The organism is Methylocella sp., assembly GCF_044226135.1.
Taxonomy (GTDB): domain Bacteria; phylum Pseudomonadota; class Alphaproteobacteria; order Rhizobiales; family Beijerinckiaceae; genus Methylocapsa.
Genome location: NZ_JBGAHM010000050.1, coordinates 1 through 18,080 on the forward strand (window position 1 = coordinate 1; position 18,080 = coordinate 18,080).

The 18,080-nt window shown below is 72.5% G+C and carries 13 protein-coding genes and 1 pseudogene; 11 read left to right on the top strand and 3 right to left on the bottom strand.

The window, feature by feature from the left end; all coding sequences use genetic code 11:
- A partial coding sequence (locus ACILRB_RS14895; protein WP_395667082.1) for a caspase domain-containing protein occupies positions 1-1,343 on the bottom strand: 1,343 nt, incomplete at its 3' end.
- A 267-nt stretch (positions 1,344-1,610) separates the two neighbouring features.
- Between ACILRB_RS14895 and tagH the strand changes: the two genes are divergently transcribed.
- The 10 genes from tagH (at position 1,611) to rsmD (ending at position 14,865) form a co-directional block, all read left to right on the top strand.
- A complete protein-coding gene (gene tagH, locus ACILRB_RS14900) occupies positions 1,611-3,287 on the top strand; it encodes a type VI secretion system-associated FHA domain protein TagH (protein ID WP_395667083.1) in 1,677 nt (558 codons plus the stop codon).
- Positions 3,288-3,387: 100 nt separating this feature from the next.
- Positions 3,388-4,893 (top strand): type VI secretion system protein TssL, long form, encoded by a 1,506-nt coding sequence (gene tssL / locus ACILRB_RS14905; protein ID WP_395667084.1) that lies wholly within the window; start codon positions 3,388-3,390, stop codon positions 4,891-4,893.
- A 48-nt stretch (positions 4,894-4,941) separates the two neighbouring features.
- The gene (tssM, locus tag ACILRB_RS14910) at positions 4,942-8,310 is read left to right on the top strand and encodes a type VI secretion system membrane subunit TssM (protein WP_395667085.1); all 3,369 of its coding nucleotides are present in this window, start codon (positions 4,942-4,944) and stop codon (positions 8,308-8,310) included.
- 4 nt (positions 8,311-8,314) lie between these two features.
- Positions 8,315-8,968, top strand: coding sequence for a type VI secretion system-associated protein TagF (tagF, locus tag ACILRB_RS14915; RefSeq protein ID WP_395667086.1), 654 nt, complete (start codon positions 8,315-8,317; stop codon positions 8,966-8,968).
- Positions 8,969-9,033: 65 nt separating this feature from the next.
- The gene (locus tag ACILRB_RS14920; RefSeq protein WP_395667087.1) at positions 9,034-9,822 is read left to right on the top strand and encodes a PP2C family protein-serine/threonine phosphatase; all 789 of its coding nucleotides are present in this window, start codon (positions 9,034-9,036) and stop codon (positions 9,820-9,822) included.
- Positions 9,819-11,156, top strand: a complete 1,338-nt coding sequence (locus ACILRB_RS14925; RefSeq protein ID WP_395667088.1) for a serine/threonine-protein kinase — start codon at positions 9,819-9,821, stop codon at positions 11,154-11,156. Before ACILRB_RS14920 ends, ACILRB_RS14925 begins: the two co-directional genes overlap by 4 nt.
- Before the next feature lie 110 nt (positions 11,157-11,266).
- Complete coding sequence (locus tag ACILRB_RS14930; RefSeq protein ID WP_395667089.1) at positions 11,267-11,704, top strand: hypothetical protein; 438 nt, start codon at positions 11,267-11,269, stop codon at positions 11,702-11,704.
- Between the two features lie 252 nt (positions 11,705-11,956).
- Entirely contained in the window at positions 11,957-12,295 is a 339-nt protein-coding gene (locus tag ACILRB_RS14935) for a bacterioferritin-associated ferredoxin (protein WP_395667090.1), read from the top strand.
- 269 nt (positions 12,296-12,564) lie between these two features.
- Positions 12,565-14,301, top strand: coding sequence for a pseudouridine synthase (locus ACILRB_RS14940; protein ID WP_395667091.1), 1,737 nt, complete (start codon positions 12,565-12,567; stop codon positions 14,299-14,301).
- A gap of 6 nt (positions 14,302-14,307) precedes the next feature.
- Entirely contained in the window at positions 14,308-14,865 is a 558-nt protein-coding gene (rsmD, locus tag ACILRB_RS14945; RefSeq protein ID WP_395667092.1) for a 16S rRNA (guanine(966)-N(2))-methyltransferase RsmD, read from the top strand.
- Between the two features lie 22 nt (positions 14,866-14,887).
- On the opposite strand, the gene purD is transcribed toward rsmD, so the two are convergent.
- A complete protein-coding gene (purD, locus tag ACILRB_RS14950) occupies positions 14,888-16,159 on the bottom strand; it encodes a phosphoribosylamine--glycine ligase (RefSeq protein WP_395667093.1) in 1,272 nt (423 codons plus the stop codon).
- A gap of 249 nt (positions 16,160-16,408) precedes the next feature.
- On the opposite strand from purD, the gene ACILRB_RS14955 reads away from it, so the two are divergent.
- Positions 16,409-17,428, top strand: coding sequence for a PdaC/SigV domain-containing protein (locus ACILRB_RS14955; RefSeq protein WP_395667094.1), 1,020 nt, complete (start codon positions 16,409-16,411; stop codon positions 17,426-17,428).
- A 20-nt stretch (positions 17,429-17,448) separates the two neighbouring features.
- Here the strand turns inward: ACILRB_RS14955 and ACILRB_RS14960 are convergent.
- Positions 17,449-18,080: pseudogene (locus tag ACILRB_RS14960) on the bottom strand (DNA mismatch repair protein MutL); the annotation flags it as partial.

An 18,080-nucleotide genomic window follows, 5' to 3' on the forward strand; every position in this document is an offset into this window, starting at 1 on the left:
GCGGGGCAGGTCGAGGCGCTCGCCGCGCGCAGCCCGTCGAGGTCGCGCGGCCCGAGCGCGGCGAGCGCGCCGTCTTCCTTCCGGCACGCCTCCGCCTCGGCGGCGAGGACGCGCTCAAGCTCGGCGAGGCGCTGGCGCGCGGCGGCGACCGCCTCGGGGCAGGCCCCGCCCAAAAGACGGCGCAGCGCCTCGGGGTCGCGCGCGGGAGCCGCGGCGAGCGCGGCGCGCTCGCCGCCGCAGGCGGCTTCCTGTTTCTGCCGAAGAACGGCGGCCTCCTGCTCCAGCCGCCGGCGCTCGGCCTCCTGCCGCTGCCTCTCGGTCTCCTGCCGCAGGCGCTCGGCGGCGGCGCGCTCGGCGGCCTCCTTCTCGCGGCGGGCGGCTTCGGCCTCGCGCAGGGCGCGTTCCTTCTGCGCCGCGAGGGCGCGTTCGAGCGCGACGACCCGATAACGCGCCTCGATGGCGTGGAAAGACGACGGAAAGCGCTCCATGAAATCGCGCAGGACGGCGGGATCGTCGGAGTCCTTCACCTTCTCCCAGGCAAGGCGGTCGGCCTCGTTGAGATAATAGTCGCCGGCGAGCGCGGCGTAGGTCTCGGGCCGCTGGCGCCCGTCGGTCGCGGCGATCACGTCGCCGGCGACGCGCCGGAACAGCGTCTCGACCTCAAGGCCCGGCTCGGCGAGGCGTTTCAGGAAGGCTTTGGTGAAGGGGCTGTTGCGCCCGTCCCCGTCATAGGCGACCGAGCCCGGCGCGGCGGCGAAGGCGATGAGGATTTCGTCGGGCCTGTCGCCGCGGCGCAGACCCCGCGACCGCGCCTCGCGCTCAGGGGCGGCCGAAACGCCATTGTCGGCGCGGGCGAGGCGCCCCGCGACGGGATTGTCGCGGCAGGCGTCGAGGGCCATGATCTTGACCCCTTTCGCGCGATCGAGCACGCCGCGCACGTTGTCGACGCCGACGGCCCCGAACGCCAGGCTGATCTCGTCGTTGATCTCGGCGTCGACCGGAAGAAGATAATTGTGCCCCTGATGCTGCACCGCGTGGCCGGCGTAGAAGAACAGCGAGGCGTCGGCGTCGGCCGCGAGCCGCGCGAACTGCTGGATCGCCTTGCCGGCGGCGGCGAGGTCGACGTCGGTTTCGAGCAGCACCTCGAAGCCGAGCTTCTTCAGGGCGGCGGCGACGTCCTCGGCGTCGTTGCGGGCGTTGGGCAGGACGAGTTCGGGATTTTTGTAGGCGGCGTTGCCCATGACGAGGGCCACGCGGCGCTCGGCGCGCGCCTCCCCGAGCCCCGCCGCAAGCGCGGCGCAGGCGAACAGGAGCACGGTCAGGATCCGAACCGGATGAAGCATTCTGTCCGTCGGCGCGAAACGGCGCGCGGCCCGCGCGGAACGCCGGCCGGCGCGACATGGACCCAAACATAGGCGCGCCCCGGCCCCTAAACAATCTCGCGCCGCGCGTCCCCGTGCGGCGCCGCACTTCGGGCCGGGCGACGATGGCGATGCTGTGGCGCGGATCGCGCGTTTGGGCTATGCCGGGGGAGTTCGCTCCAAGCTACGAAGTCGCGGAAACAAAAGCTTTATCTTTGTTCTGTCGTTTGAAGCCGGCGGGAGGCCGCGATGACGCTGACCCTGACCATCGAGAATGAGGCGAGCCTTGCGAACGGGGCTCCGACCAGCGTCAGCCTGACCGACGGCCGCGGCGTCGACATCGGCCGCTCCGCAGGGGTCGACTGGCCCCTGCCCGACCCCACCCGCTTCATCTCGGGGCGCCATTGCGAAATCCGCTTCCGCGAGGGCGCCTACTGGCTGAACGACATTTCGACCAACGGCACGTTCCTCAATGATTCGCCGCGACGGGTGCAGTCGCCGCACCGGCTGCGCGACGGCGACCGCGTGGCGATCGGCTCCTATGTCATCCTCGTCGCGCTCGACGAACCCGCCGAGGCGCCGGCGCCGCGGGCCGGCACGCTCTGGCCGAACGCGGCCGAGCCCCTGATCGAGCCCGGCCCCGGCGCGCCGCTCGACCCGATCATCGCGCGGCAGGTGGCGGAGGCGATCGCCGTCGAGACCGCCGCGCCGCCGTCGGCGGCGCCCCCCGACGAGATCGCCGAGGCGCGGCAGGCCGCCGAGGCCGCCGGAAAGCCCTTCACCATGCTGCGCCCGCGCGGCTTCTTCCCGCGCCCCGACGAGGCCCGGCCCGAAGCGCAAGTCCAGCCTGAAGTCCAGCCCGAAGCCCCGCCCGAAGCGCAAGCCCCGCCCGAAGCCGACCTCTGGGCCGATCCCGACCCGGCCCGGACGCCGTTCGCCCCAGGGCCGCAGGACGATCCCTGGGCCGAAACCTCCGCGCCCGGGTTTTCGTCCGGGCCGGCGGCGCGCGCCGCCGGCGAGGCGCCGGCCGCGGAGGCAGGGCGCGTCGAGGCCCAGACCGCCGCCAGCCTCCGGGTTCCTGAACCCGAGGCCCCGGAAGCGCCGGAGGGCCAGCCGCGCCCCTTCGACGCGCGGCCGCCCGACCTGCGCGGCCCGGACCTGCGCGCGCCCGACCTGCGCGGCCCTGACCTGCGCGGCCCTGACCTGCGCGCCGCAGAGGCCGCGTCCGAGCCGGAGCCGGCCCATGGCCCGGCCGCTCCCTTGCGTGAAAATCTCGCTGCGCCCGAGGCCGCGTCGCCCGAGCCCGCCGGGGCGCACGCCGAGGCCGCGGCCGGCGCGCCGAGCGCCGAGGATTTCCTGAAAGCTTTCGCCCGGGGCGCCGGCATGCCCGAGCATGTTTTTTCGCGGCGCGACCCGCTCAAGGTCGGCGAGGAGATGGGCGCCCTGATGCGCCGCGCGGTCGAGGACATGACCCAGCTCCTCAAGGCCCGCTCGCACGCCAAGGGCTTCGCCCGGGCCTCGAGCCAGACCATGATCCAGGCGGTGGACAATAATCCGCTGAAGTTCGCGCCGACCCCCGAGGACGCGCTGAAGATCATGTTCGGGCCGCGCACCGCCGGCTATCTCGACGCGCGACGCGCCTTCGAGGCGGCCTTCCTCGACCTCAAGGCGCATCAGATTTCGACCTACGCCGCCATGCGGCAGGCCGCGCGCATGCTGGTCGAGGACTTGGACCCCAGGGAGATCGAGGCCGAGGCCGGGTCGGACGGCGCCCTCGCCGCCCTGTTCGGCGGTCACAAGGCGCGGCTCTGGGACGTGTTCCTCGCGCGCTGGCGGGCGAAAAGCCTGCGCCACGAAGACGGGCTCGTCGACGCCTTCATGCTTTACTTTTCGCAATGCTACGATGACGCCAAGGACGGCGGCTAGCGCCCGCTTTCCTTGGAGAAAAGCCCGGCGCGCGAGCGACCGGGCCGCAGACCGGGGGCGCCGACGCGCCGCCATGCAGGATCGGGAGCGAGACCGCGCCGTGACGAGCGACGAAGACGAGGCCAAGCCCGCGGCGCCGGAGCGCGACGACCGCACCATCTTCCGCCCGGCGCCGCGCCAGGCCGCGGCGCCGCGCGACGACGCGCGGCCGACGGACCCAGCCCCCGCGCCGCCGTCCGGCGCCGACCGGGCGCAGGGCTTTGCGCCCGCCTCCTCCGACATGACGGTCGTCTCCTTCTCGGCCGACCGCCTGCCGGACGACCGCACCGTGTTTCGCCCCAACCCGGCCGGCCGGCGCCCCGCCGCGCCGCAGGGCGGCGTTCCGACAAGGCCGGCCGACCCCGCGCCGGCCCGCAAGGCGCTGACGCAGGGCGAGGCGCTCGCCGCGCCGAACGCCAACCCGATGATGCAGGCCGCGGCGCCGGTGCTGCTGCTGCTCGGCCGGCTCAGGGCGGCGCAGCTGCGCGCCCAGGGGCGCAACCCGGCGCCCCAGATCGCCGCCGCGATCGAGGAGGCGGAGCGCGCCATGCTCGCGGCCGGCGTCGCCCCGCAGGAGGCGACGGCCGCCAAATATGCGCTCTGCGCCTCGGCCGACGAAGTGCTCGCGCATCTCCCCGAAGAAGAGATCGGGGGCGTGCGCAAGGCCTCGCTCGCGACGCGCTTCTTCGGCGAGAGCGACGGCGCCCCCCGCCTCTATGACGAGATCGCGCGGGCGAAGGCCGACCCGTCCGCCCATTACGGCCTGATCGAGCTTCTGCACGCCTGTCTCGCGCTCGCCTTCGCGACGCGCGACTCGGAGGTCGCGCGCGCGGAGCTCGGCGCGCTCATGGACAAGGCCACGCCGCCGCCGGCCGCGCTGTCGCCGCGCTGGCGCGGCCAGAATCTGCCGGCCCGCGCCCTGCGGCTGCGCGTGCCGCTGTGGGCCGCGGCCGGCGTCGCGGGCCTCGCCGTGTTCGGCGCCTATGTCGGCTTCCGCCTCTCGCTCGGCGCGAAGGCCGAGGCCGCGGCGGTCGCGGCGGCCGGGCTCAACCCCGTCGCGCCCGTGGCCATCTCGCGCAAGGAGCCGGTCGCGCCGCCGCCGCCGCCGCCGCCCTCCCCGGCGCAGGTCTCGCAGCTCGACCATATCCGCACCGTGCTCGCGCCCAACATCGAATCGGGCGCGCTCAGCGTCGACGCCGGGCCCAACCAGATCGTCATCCGCATCGTCGACCGCTCGCTGTTCCCGCCCGGCAGGGCGACCGTGCTCGACGACGTGAAGCCGCTCATGATGTATGTCGCCATGGCGCTCGACGACGGGCGCGGCGCCGTGCGCGTCGTCGGCCATTCCGACAACACGCCGATCTCCAACGCGCGCTTCTCGTCCAATTTCGAGCTTTCGCTCGAACGCGCGAAAACCGTCGGCGACCTGCTCAAGCAGTCGCTCTCCAATCCCGAGCGGGTCGAGACCGAGGGCAAGGGCGCCGACGCGCCGATCGCGCCGAACGACACGGCCGAGGGCCGGGCGAAGAACCGCCGGGTCGAGATCGTCGTGCCGCGCAGCGACTAGCGCGGCGCGGCGGGCAGGAACGCGATTTTCGGCAAGGCGGCTTATTCCATGATCAGCAAATTCTGGCTCCGCATCCTCGTCAGCCTCGCCGGCGCGCTCGCGCTCGCGCTGCTGATCTGGTTCGCCGCGCCGCTCGTCTCCTTCGGCGGAGCGCATCCTTTCGAGGAGCCGCCGCAGCGCCTCGCGCTGATCGGCCTGATGCTCGCGCTCGTCGGCGGCGCCGGCGCGCTGCGCCTCATGCGCCGGCGCGCCGGCGCGGAGCGGATCGCCGCGAGCCTCGCCGAGGACGGCGACGCGCCGGTGCTCGCCGAGCGCATGAAGGAGGCGCTCGGCGTGCTGCGCGCCCGCGGCGGCCGGGCCAATTATCTCTATGACCTGCCCTGGTACCTGCTGATCGGCCCGCCGGGCTCCGGCAAGACCACCGCGCTCGTCAATTCAGGGCTCGAGTTTCCGCTCGCCGAGGGCCTCACGCCCGATTCCGTCAAGGGCGTCGGCGGCACGCGCTATTGCGACTGGTGGTTCACCGAAGACGCCGTGCTGATCGACACCGCCGGCCGCTACACGACGCAGGATTCGGACACGAGGGCCGACCACAAGAGCTGGCTCGCCTTTCTCGACCTTTTGAAGAAGAACCGGCCGCGCCAGCCGATCAACGGGGTTCTCGTCGCGATCAGCCTCGAAGACCTCCTGACCCTGCCCGCGGCCGAGGTCGACGCCCATGCGCAGGCGATCCGCGCCCGGCTCGTCGAGCTCGCCGACCGCCTCAAGGTCGATTTTCCGGTCTACGCCCTGTTCACCAAGGCCGATCTCGTCATCGGCTTCATGGAGTTTTTCGGCGATCTCGACGAGGACGGCCGGGCGCAGGTGTTCGGGGCGACCTTCCAGACCATGGACAAGACGAAGTCCATGCTTTTCTGCGCCCGGCCGGAGTTCGCCGCGCTGCTCGACCCCCTGAACCGGCTCGCCGAAAAGCGCCTCGACGAAGAAAAGGACGTCGCGACGCGCGCGCTCGCCTTCGGCTTTCCGGCGCAGATGGCCGCGCTCGAAAAGCCCGTGCTGTCCTTCCTCGACGCCATTTTTGATCCCTCGCGCTACCGGATCGCCGCGCCGCTGCGCGGCTTCTATTTCACCTCCGGCACGCAGCAGGGCGCGCCGATCGACCAGCTCATCGGCGCGCTGTCAAAGAGCTTCGGCGCCGAAGCCGCGGGGGCCCGGCTCGCCTCCGGCCAGGGGCGGAGCTTCTTTCTCGGCGACCTGCTCAAGAAGGTCGTGTTCGGCGAGGCCGGGTGGGTCTCGACCGGGCGCGCGCGGCGCCTGGCGCGCCTCTCGGCCTTCGCCGCGCTGCTCGTCGCGACGCCGCTCGCGCTGTTCGGCCTGTGGCTCGCCTATGCCCGCAACCTCGACCGGCTCGATCATTTCGAGGAAGCCGTCGCGGCCTATCCCGCCGCCTCGCGCGGGGTCGGCGCGGCCGACGAGATCGCCGACCGCGACCTGTCGAAGGCGCTGCCGGCGCTGCATGCGCTGCGCTACCTGCCGGGCGGCTACGCCGAGACAAAGGCCGCGCAGGGCGGCTCCGAGCTCGGCCTCAACCAGTCGGCGCGGCTGCGCTCGGCCGCCGAAACCGCCTATGGCGTCGGGCTCGAACGCATGCTGCGCCCGCGGCTCGTCTACCGGCTCGAAGAGCTGCTCGCCGGCGCGGGCGACCCTTCGGCGCGCTTCGACGCGCTGAAGGTCTATCTGATGCTCGGCGGGCTCGAGCGGGTCGACCGGGATCTTCTCGTCTCGTTCATGGAGCGCGACTGGTCCGAAACGCTTTATCCGGGCCCAAAGAACGCCGAGGGCCGCAAGGAGCTCGAACAGCATCTCACCGCCCTGATCGACCTCGAATCCGGGCGCGCGCCGCGGGTCGGCCTCGACGGGCCGCTCGTCGAGAAGGCGCAGGCCGCGATCGCCGCCGAGAGCGTTTCGACGCGCGCCCTGCGCCTGATGGAGACGCAGGCGAAGGCGACGCTGCGGCCGGACTGGACGGCGGTGAAGGCCGGCGGGCCCGGCGCGCTGATCGTCTTTGAACCCTCGGTCGAGAGCGTCGCCGTCCCCTATTTCTACACCAGGGCCGGCTATGAGGGTTTTCTCAAGGGCCTGCCCGCGACCATCGAGGAGATGGAGCGCGACCGCTGGGTTCTGGGCGCGGCCGGGCGAACGCCGGAGATGGCGGCCCAATATGACAAGCTCCAGGAGACGCTCGCCGACGCCTACGCCACGAATTTCATCGCCGCCTGGAAATCGGCGATCGACGCGCTCAAGGCGCGTCCGCTGACCTCTGACCGGCCGGCCTATCCGGCGCTGACGGCCGCGGCCTCCGTCACCTCGCCGGTCGCGCGCCTGCTCGAATCGATCCGCGACGAGACGCAGCTTGAAGCCGACGGCGCCTCCGTCGTCGGCGCCTCGGGAGAGACGCCCGCGGCCCGGATCGACGCCGCGCTCGCGCCCTATCACAAGCTCGTCGCGGGGGACCCCGGCGCCCGGATCATCGACCGCGCGCTGGCCGAGCTCAATGAATTGCGCCTCGACCTGACGCGCCTCGCCGTCGAGCCCGGCGCCCAGACGGGCCTCGCCGAGCGCGTCGAAAGCGGCGTCGCCCGCATGAAGACCCAGACCGGGCAGTTGCCGCCGCCCTTTGCGGCCATGGCGGCGCGGGCCGGCGACGAGATTCTCGCCGAGATCGGCGCGGCCGGCGCCGCCCAGACCATGGCGCGGCTGCGCAACGAGATCGCGCTCACCTGCCAGGAAAAGATCGCCAGCCGCTATCCCTTCGACAAGGACGCCGTCCGCGACGTCGAGCTTGAGGATTTCGCGCGCGTGTTCGGCCCCGGCGGGCTCATCGACGCCTTTGTCTCCGGCGTGCTCGCGCCCGCCGTCGACATGTCGGGGCCGCAATGGACGTGGCGCGGCGACGGGCCGCTGTCGCGCCAGATCCCGCCCGAGGCGCTCGCCGACTTCAGGCGCGCGGGCGAGATCAGGGCCGCCTATTTCCCCGGCGATTCGGCCGCGCCGGGCTTCAATTACGCCGTCACGCCGCCGGCCGTCAGCGGCGTCAGGCTCGACATCGACGCGACCTCGATCCAGGGCGGCTCCGGCGCGGCCCAGCTCGTCTGGCCGGGCGCGGCCGAATATCACCGCGCCCTGCTCACCATGCGGTCGTCGGCGGCGCAGCCGCCGATGCTGCTGAAACAGGGCCTGTGGTCGGTGCTGCGCCTGCTCGACGCCGCCGAGGTCGACGGCCAGCGCGCCGTGTTTTCTCTCGGCGGCAAGTCGCTCGCCTTCCGTTTCGCCGCGACGCCGGCCAATCCGCAGGCGGGCCTGAAGCCGTTCGACCTCGAAGGGCTGCGCGCCTTCCGCTGCCCCGGCGGGAGCTGAGCCGATGCGCTGCGGCCTCTACGGCAAGCTCCCGGCCCGGCGCGACTTCGTCGCGGCCGGCGCGCCGCGCGCCTTTTTGCGCTTGTGGGAGCCATGGCTTGAAGCCGTCATGAAGGAGGCCCGCGCGCTGCAGGGCGAATCGGCCTTCGCGGCGCATTACCATCGCGCCCCGATCTGGCGCTTCTGGCTCGGCCCGGCGGTCTGCGGCGAAGCCTTCGTCGGCGCGTTGATGGCCTCGGTCGACGCGCTCGGCCGGATGTATCCGCTGACGCTGATGGGCTTTGACGGCGAAGGCCGCCCGCTCGCGCCGCCGACGCGCGCGGCGCGCGAGGCCTGGTTCCACGACGCCGAGGCGCTGCTGCTCGACGCGCTCGATCCCGAGGCCGAGACCGGCGCGCTCCTTGGCCGTCTCAAGGGGCTCTCCGGGGACGCGGGGGGAGACGACGCGCCGGGCGCCGCCGCACAGGCTCTCGCCGCGCTCGCGCCCTGGGCGAGCCCTGCGGAAGAGGATGAGGCGAGCGTCTGGTGGACCATCGGCGGCGAGAACGTTCCGCCGCTGGCGCTCGCGGCCGCCGGGCTGCCGCAGGGCGCGGCCTTTTCGGCCATGTTCGGGCCGTCGCCGCAGGCGGCCGACGAAAGCGGAGTCCCGCGCGGCTGAAACACGCTAGGGAGGAGCCGCGCCCGGAGCCGCCGTCCGGGCCGGCGCGAAAAAGGACCGGCGCGATGAAAAACGTTTCAGGACAATTCGAAAGCGCCGCCGCCTCCGACGTCGGCAAGGTTCGGCTCGAAAACGAGGACGCCTTTCTGCTCATGCCCGAAATCGGCGTCTTCGCCGTCGCCGACGGCATGGGCGGGCATGAGGCCGGGCGGCTCGCAAGCTCCGTCGTCGTCGGCGAGCTCGGCAAGCTGAACGAGCCCGACTCCGTCGCCGACCTGCTCGCGCGCTGCCGCGACAGGCTCGCCGGCGCCAACGCTAGGCTCATCGAGATCGCCGCCGGGCGCGGCGGGGCGGTGATGGGCGCGACCGTCGCCACGGTGCTCGCCTGGGAGGGCTATTACGCCTGCGTCTGGTCGGGCGACAGCCGCATCTATCTTGTGCGGCGCGGCGAGATCGCCCAGCTCTCGCGCGACCACACCGAGGTCGCCGAACTCGTCGCCGAGGGCGTGCTCACCGCCGAGGAGGCGCTGAGCTGGCCGCGCCGCAACGTCATCACCCGCGCCGTCGGCGTCTATCCGGAGCTCGAGGTCGAGGTCGCACAGGGCGTGCTCGAAAAGGGAGACGTGTTCATCCTCTGCTCGGACGGCCTCACCAACCACGTCAGCGACGCGGAAATTCTGGAGGCCGCCCGCTCGGCCCCGCCGCAGGGCGCGTGCGACCGGCTCGTCGCGTTGACCATGGAGCGCGGCGCAAGCGACAATGTGACCGTCGTCGCCGCCCGCTACGCCCCGATGGGCTCGACCATCGTCTTCGCCCAGGACGAGGCGGCGAAGGCGCGCTGGCCGCGATCATGAACCAGGCCGCGGCCTTCGGGTCGACCCGGCCGATCATTCCGGCGGGAACGCAGCTCAACGGCATCTATGAGATCGACGAGCCGATCGCCGCCGGCGGCATGGGCGAGATCTACAAGGGCCATGCGATCCAGACGGGCGACCCCGTCGCGATCAAGCTCATCCGCTCCGACCTCGCCGAGGCCGAGGCCGCCTTCGCGCTGTTCCGCAAGGAAGCCTCGGCGCTGCACAACCTCTACCATGAGGCGATCGTCCGCTATTACGTGTTCACCGTCGATCCCGTGCTGCGGCGGCCCTATCTCGCCATGGAATATGTCGACGGCCAGTCGCTGTCGGCCATGCTGCGCGGCGGCCCGCTCGCGTTCGAGGCCGCCCTGCGCCTCACCCAGCGCATCGCCGCGGGCCTCAACGCCGCGCATGAGCGCGGCATCATCCATCGCGACGTCTCGCCCGACAACGTCATCATTCCCGGCGGCGACATGAGCCGCGCCAAGATCATCGACTTCGGCATCGCCCGCTCGACCCGCCTCGAAGACGAGGGCACGGTGATCGGCGCGGGCTTCGCCGGCAAGTATAATTACGTCTCGCCGGAGCAGCTCGGCCTTTACGGCGGCGAGATCACCCCCAAATCCGACATCTACAGCCTGGGGCTCGTGCTCGCCGAGGCGCTGCGGGGCGCGCCGATCGACATGGGCGGCAATCATGTCGACGTGATCGACAAGCGCCGCGTCGTGCCGGACCTCGGCCCGGTCGACGAAAGGCTGCGCCCGCTCATCGAGCACATGCTGCAGCCGGACCCGGCCGACAGGCCGGCCTCGATGGCCGAGGTCGCGGGCTACCGGATCGACGCCGCGCCCCGCCCGCAGCGGCCAAGGCCAAGACCCGCCCAGCCCGCGCTCAAGCCGCAGGACGCGACGCGCGCCAATCCGCTCATGATCGGCGCCGCCGCGGCCGTGGCCGTCGCCCTGCTCGCGGCGGCGCCTTTCATCTACCGCGCCCTGCGGCCGCCAGGCCCGGCTGGCCGCCGCCGGTGCTCCAGGAAGACGCCGGCGCGCAGCCGCCGAAGCTCGACGCGGGAAACTCTGACGCGCGCAGGCGGGAGGTCCTGGAGCACCGGCGGCGGCGCCGGCGTCGGGCCTGGCGGCCGCAGCCCGGGCGCCGCGCCGCGACGCAGGCGGGCCTCGCCGCGCCCGACCTGCCAGCGGTCGGGCCGCTCGCGCCGTCGTCGCCGCCGACCGACGCCGCAAGCGTCGCGGCGCGCGAGGCCGCCCTCGCCGCGCGGAAAAAGTCCCTCGCCGACGATTACGGCGGCGACTGCTTTTACGCCAGAGCCCTGACGCTCGCCGACGGCGCGGCGGCGATCGAGGGCTTCGGTCCGTCGAGCCTGCCCTTCCGCGCGCTCGACGCCGCGCTGACCGAGCCCGGCGGCGCCGAGCCCGACATCGGCGTGCGCCAGATCGCCCCCGGCCAATGCCCGGCGGCGGCCTTCCTCAATGATTTGCGCGGCTCGACCGCCGCGCCCGTGAGGCTCGAAGCTCCGGCGCTCGGGCGCGCCGGCGAAACCTTCTCCGGCGTCGTGAAAGGCGCCGGCGCCCGCGAGGCTTATGTGCTGCTGGTCGGCGAGGACGGGGTCGCGCGCCTCGCCGCGGCCACGCATGGCGGCGCGGACGAGCCCGCCTCTTTCTCGATCAGGCCGCCGTCCGACGCCGCCGCCGGCCAGCGTCAGCTGCTCGTCGCGATCGCCGCGCCAAAACCGCTGACGAGCCTGCGGATCGGACAAAACGGCGCGCCGGCGGCGAAGCTGTTTCCGCAGGTTCTGGCCGAGGCCGGACGCGCCGGCTTCGCGCTCGGCGCCGACATGCGCAGCTTCAGCCTCGAACAATAGCTCCGCGGCGCGTGGCGCCTTTTGCCGCGGATGTCCGCGCAGCCCCTGTTGCAGGCTGGCGCCTGGGGCCTCTTGCGGCCCGTTCCGCCGACGCCCAAATATTTTGAATGGTTTTAAACTGGCGCGGCCAGGCTATCTCTTTATAGAGCCAGTCTAAACTTTGTTTGTGCATTGCAAATAGGGCTTTGCTCCTGTATTTATAGCTTATCCTGTCGTCTAGCAGAGCCTTGTCCCGGTTCAGTCGGTGTCACGATGATCGTGTGTTCCTGCAACGTATTGAGCGACGCGAAGATCAAATCCGCGATCGACGCCGGAGACGCGATCAATCTCCGTACGCCCTCCGCCGTGTATAAATGTCTCGGCTGCAGCCCGAACTGCGGACGTTGCTTCAAGACGGTGCGCAAGATCATAGACGACGCGATGCGCGCCCATGTCGACTCCCGCGCCTCGCTTGACGCGCATGCGCATGCCGGCGGCTGCGACCCGGCCTGCGCCGGCAAGTGCCACGCCGAAACGCTCGCGCCCGAGCTTCCGCCGGCGGCCCTTTTCGCCGGCGCCGGAGACGCCGCCCCGGCCTGCCGCCCCGACTGACGCGCCGGGCCGCAGCCCGAACATCGCGCCGCAGGTCCAAAACAAAAGCCCCCGCTCCTTGGACGGGGCTTTTGTTTTGGCTCTCTCTTGTCCGGCTTTCGACGCCCTTCCCAACGTTCGGCGCCCTGCGCGCCAGAACGGCGCGGGGCGGGCCGCGCAGCTTCGAATCACGCGCCCGTCGCGGCGGCGTTTGACCGGCTCTCGCGCCACGGCGCCGGCGATGACGGAGGCGGCCCTTTCGTTTTGCCGAAAATAGTCTAAACGGGCGCATGCCCAAAGCGCCGAAACCGCCCCGCCCGTCCGCTCCCGCGCGCCGCAAGCCGCGCCTCGCGCCGCTTGTCGGCACGCCGCCCGCCGCGCGGCCAAAGGCCGCAGGGCCGAAGCCGGCCGCGCCGGCGGCGGAAAAATCGACCCATCCGGGGCTCGACCGCGTCGCCAAATTCATCGCCCGCGCCGGCGCCTGCTCGCGCCGCGACGCCGAGGCGCTGATCGCCGAAGGGCGCGTGACGCTCAACGGCGCCGTGCTGGCCTCGCCCGCCGTCAATGTCGGGCCGAACGACCAGATCCTGATCGACGGCGCGCCGCTCGCGCCGCGCGCGCGCACACGGCTGTTCCTGTTCCACAAGCCGCGCGGCCTCGTCACCACGGACCGCGATCCGGAAGGCCGCCCGACCGTGTTCGACCATGTGCGGACGCATTTTCCCGACGCGCCGCGCCTCGTCAGCGTCGGCCGGCTCGACATCAACACCGAGGGTCTGCTGCTGCTCACCAACGACGGCGGCCTCGCCCGCGCGCTGGAGCTGCCCTCGACCGGCTGGGTCCGGCGCTACCGCGTGCGCGCCAAGGGCGAGATCGAGCAGCCGGCGCTCGACGCGCTGCGCCGCGGCGTCGAGGTCGACGGCGTCGTCTACGCCGAGATCGAGGCGACGCTCGACCGCAGGCAGGGCGCCAATTGCTGGCTGACCATGAGCCTGCGCGAAGGCAAGAACCGCGAGATCAAGCGCGTGCTCGAACATCTCGGCCTTGAGGTCAACCGGCTGATCCGCCTGTCTTATGGGCCGTTCCAGCTTTCGGACGCCCCCGAAGGCGCGCTCGATGAGGTCAAGACAAAGATTCTGCGCGACCAGCTCGGCGCCGCGCTCGCGGACGCCGCCGGCGCGGATTTTTCAGGCCCCGAGGGAGACGCGCCGCAGCCAAAGCCCGCCGCCCAGCAGAAACAGGCCGCTCCCCGCCGCGAGGCCGCGGCTCCGCGCCGCGAAGCCCCCACGCCGCGCCGCGAGGCCACGGCGCCGCGCCGCGACGAAAGCCGGCGCGGCGACGTGCGTCGCGGGGAGCGTGGGCCGTCGCGCGGCCGCGAAACGCCGGAGCCCGAGCCGAAGCGCGAAAAGCCTGCCCCCCGCGTGCGAAAACATGTGTCGACGATGCGGGCGGAGGCGGCGCGCCGGCCCGAGGCCGACCCCCGCAAGCGGATCGAGCGCGCCGAAACCACCTCCCGCACCGGCCGTGTCGTGGCCGTCGAGCGGGTGACGCGCGTCAGGCCGGCGGCGGCCGTCGAGGCGCCGGCGCGGCCCGCGCGCGGCCCAAGGCGCGACGCGACGCCTCGGGAAGACGGCGCGCGCAGGGCGGGCGGCGGCCTGGAGCGTTCTGGCGACAAGCGCGGCCGCGCTCCCCGCCCCGCCGAAGCCGGCGCAAGACGCTCCGGCGAAGACAGGCGTTTCGCGGACAAGCCCCGCGGCGCTTCGGGCAAGGGCGGCCGCGATTTCGCGCGCAAGACTGAAGGCGGTTTTGAGCGCAAGGACAGCCGCGACTTCGGGCGCAAAAGCGCCGAAGGCTCGGAGCGCAAGGGCGCGGCGGGTTTTGGACGCAAGGGCGCCGGGAGTTCAGGACGCAAGGGCGAAACCGGCCCCGGGTTCAAAAGCGGCGCGCCGAAAGGCGGCGGCAGGCCCGGCGCCAAATCGCCGCCCAAGGGCCCGCGCGGTCCGGGCGGGCCGCGGCGGCGGCCCTGAGCGCCGGTGCGGATCGTCGGCGGCAGCTTCAGGGGCCGCGCGCTGAAGGCGCCGCGCGCGCAGGACATCCGCCCGACGTCCGACCGGCTGCGCGAAAGCCTGTTCGACATTCTGGCCCATGCCTATGGCGAGCCGGCGCAGGGGCGGCGCGCGCTCGACGTCTTTGCGGGCACGGGCGCGCTCGGCCTTGAGGCGGCTTCGCGCGGGGCGGCCGAAGTCGCCTTCGTCGACCGCGGCTCTGAGGCCTGCGCGCTCATCCGCGCCAACATTTCTGCGCTCGGGCTTGAGCCGCAAACGAAGCTCCTGCGGCGCGACGCGCAGAAGCTCGGAGCCTCGCCCTTCGGGGCCTTCGGCCTCGTCTTTCTCGATCCGCCCTATGGGCGCAACCTCGCGCCGCCCGCGCTCGAAGCGCTGCTCAGGGGCGGCTGGCTCGACGAGGACGCGCTGGTCGTGATCGAGGAAAGCGCGTCGGCCGCCTTCGCGCCGCCGCCGGGCTTTTCACTCCGCGAGACGCGCCGCTTCGGCGACACGCTGATTTTTTTCGCGGGACGCGCGGCGGGCTGACCGCAGCCCCGCCGCGCCCGACTCAGCCCCGCTCCAGCGCCCGCCAGCCGATGTCGCGCCGCCAGAACCCGTCCGCGTAGTCGAGCTTTTCGAGCGCGGCGTAGGCCCGCCCGCGCGCCTCGGCGACCGTCGCGCCGAGCCCCGTCACGTTGAGGACGCGCCCGCCGTCGGCGAGCAGCTTCTCGCCGTCGAGCCGCGTGCCGGCCTGCGTGACGAGCGCGCCGGGACTCGCCGCGACGGCGTCGAGCCCGCGAATCGCGCCGCCCTTGCGCGGCGCGTCGGGATAGCCCTTCGCCGCCACGACCACGGTCAGCGCCGCTTTATCGCTGAGGCGGGGCGGCGCGGCGGGCAGCCTCCCCTCGGCGCAGGCGAGCAGCAGGGCGAGAAGGTCGTCTTCGAGGCGCGGCAGCATGACCTGCGTCTCGGGATCGCCGAACCGGACGTTGAATTCGATCAGCTTCGGCCCGTCAGCGCCGATCATCAGCCCGGCGAACAGCACGCCCCTGAACGGCGCGCCAAGCTCGGCCATGCCGCGCAGCGTCGGCTCGACGATCTCGCGCATCACGCGCGCGCTCATGGCGTCGTCGATCACGGGAGCCGGCGAATAGGCGCCCATGCCGCCGGTGTTTTGGCCGGTCTCGCCCTCGCCGACGCGCTTGTGGTCCTGCGCCGAGGCGAAGGGCATGGCGCGCGTCCCGTCGCACAGCGCGAAGAACGACGCCTCCTCGCCTTCAAGGAACGCCTCGACGACGACGCTCGCCCCGGCGGAGCCGAAGGCGCCCTCGAACATGGCGGCGATCGCGGCCTCGGCCGCCTCCACGGTCTCGGCGACGATCACGCCCTTACCGGCGGCGAGCCCGTCGGCCTTGACGACGATCGGCGCGCCCTGGCGGCGGACATAGGCGTTCGCGCTGGCGGCGTCCTCGAAACGGGCGAAGGCCGCGGTCGGAATCGAGAAACGCGCGCAAAGCTCCTTGGTGAAGCCCTTTGAGCCTTCGAGCCGCGCCGCCGCCCGGCTCGGCCCGAAAGCTTTGATCCCGGCCGCCTCGCATGCGTCGACGAGGCCGGCGACGAGCGGAACCTCCTGCCCGACCACGACGAGCCCGACGCCGGCCGCCCTGCAGAAGGCGACGACGCCGGCCTCGTCTGCGGCCGAGACCGGCGCGATCTCGGCGAGCGCGGCGATTCCCGGATTGCCGGGCGCCACATAAAGCCTTGTGAGAAGTGGGCTTTTGGAGATCGCCATGGCGAGGGCGTGCTCGCGCCCGCCCGAGCCCAGAAGCAGGATGTTCATGCGGCGCGCGGCCTTCTTCCTCGCCCGGACGGCCCCTGCGCCCGGCGCGCCTTTATCCGGCGCGGGCGCGGCGATTTCAAGCGCGCCGGCGCTTTGCGCCGCGTCGTCTCCAGTTTCGCGCAAGGCGCGGCCGCGACATTGGCGGCGCGGACGACGATCGACCTCATCAAGACGGGCCTTGCGCAAAGCCCGCGCCTTGGGGATGCTGGACGACGACCGCCCATTCGGAAGCGTCGATGTGGAGCGCCAATGCCGACCGCCTGCGTCCTTCCCGCCTTTCTGGCCGCATTGCTCGCAGGGCTCGCCGCAGGCCTCGCGCCGGCGCCGGCCTTCGCGCTCGACTGCGGCAAGGCCAAGGCGCCGCTCGAAAAGGCGATCTGCGCCAGCCCGGAGGCGACGGCGGCGGACGCGGCCATGACGCAGGCCTATGACATGCTGGCGCGCAGCCTCGCGCCCGATCATCGCGCGGCGCTGCTCGCCTCGCAGAAGCGCTTCCTCAAGCGACGCGACGACATGTGCGGCTGGCAAAAGCCCGACCCGGCCTGCGCCGCGAAAATGACGCAGGCGCGCGCCGATTTCCTCGCCGGGCGGCCGCAGAGCGGGCCGGGCCCCGCCCCGCCCGGCCTCGCGCCGGTCTTTTTGCAGCATGAGGCCAAGCCCGGCGAGACCAATCTCGACGTCAACGTGCTGAAATTCGTCGATCCGCGCGGGCGCGGCGAAAAGGCCTTCAACGCCTGGAGCCAGTCGATGATCAAGGACGCGCCGCCGATCCGCGACAAGGACGCGGCCGAGGGCCTGCCCGCAGACATGACCCTGGAATATTACGTCGACGTCGCGGCGACCTACGCCTCGCCGAAATTCATCTCGGCCCAGGCGCTGATCTATCAGTTCACCGGCGGCGCGCATGGCATGAGCGGCGCCTCCTCGATCGCCGTCGATCTCGCCGAAGGCCGCAAGCTCGCCTTCCTCGACATGTTTTCCCACGAAGCCAAGGCTCAGCTGACGCAGGACTGCTTCGCGCAGATCCTCAAGGCGCGGGTCGAGAAGACCGGGGAAGAAACGGCGGACCCCTTTTTCAGCAGGGACGCCATCCGCAAATCGGTCGCCGAGATCGTCGGCGACCTCGCCGACTGGAGCTTTTTCGCCGACCGCGGCGTCGTGACCTTCGACGCCTACGCCGTCGGCTCCTATGCGGAAGGCTCCTATGCGTGCGAATTCCCCGTCGCGACGCTGAAGCCGCTGCTCGTCCTCGACTATCTCGCGCCGTAGGGCCGGCGCGCCATGACGCCTCAGCTGCGGCCGAACAGGCGCTCGATGTCGGACAGCTTCAGCTCGACATAGGTCGGGCGGCCATGGTTGCACTGGCCCGAGCCCGGCGTCGCCTCCATCTCGCGCAAAAGCGCGTTCATCTCCTCGGGCCTCAGGCGGCGGCCGGCGCGCACGCTGTGATGGCAGGCCATGGTCGCCAGCACGAGGTTGAAGCGCCGCTCAAGGGCCGCGCCCGACTCGTCCTCGGCGAGCGCCGCGGCGAGGTCGCGCGCGAGCCGCGCCGGGTCCGGGTCCTTGAGCAGCGCCGGCACTTCGGTCACGGCGAGGGCGCCGGGGCCGAAAGACTCGACGACGAGCCCGAATTCGGCGAGCAGGGGCGCGGCGTCGAGGGCTGCGTCGAGTTCGGCGCGCGGCAGCTCGACGACGGCCGGGACGAGCAGCGCCTGGCGCGGCGCGACGCGGCCGGCCCGCGCCGCCTTGAGCCGCTCATAGACGAGCCGCTCATGGGCCGCATGCTGGTCGACGATGACGAGCCCGTCGCGGGTCTGGCTGACGATATAGGTTTCGTGGATCTGCGCCCGCGCGACGCCGAGCGGCGCGTCGAGCGCCGGCCCGTCGGCCGGCGCCTGCGCCCGCGCGTCGGCGGACAGGG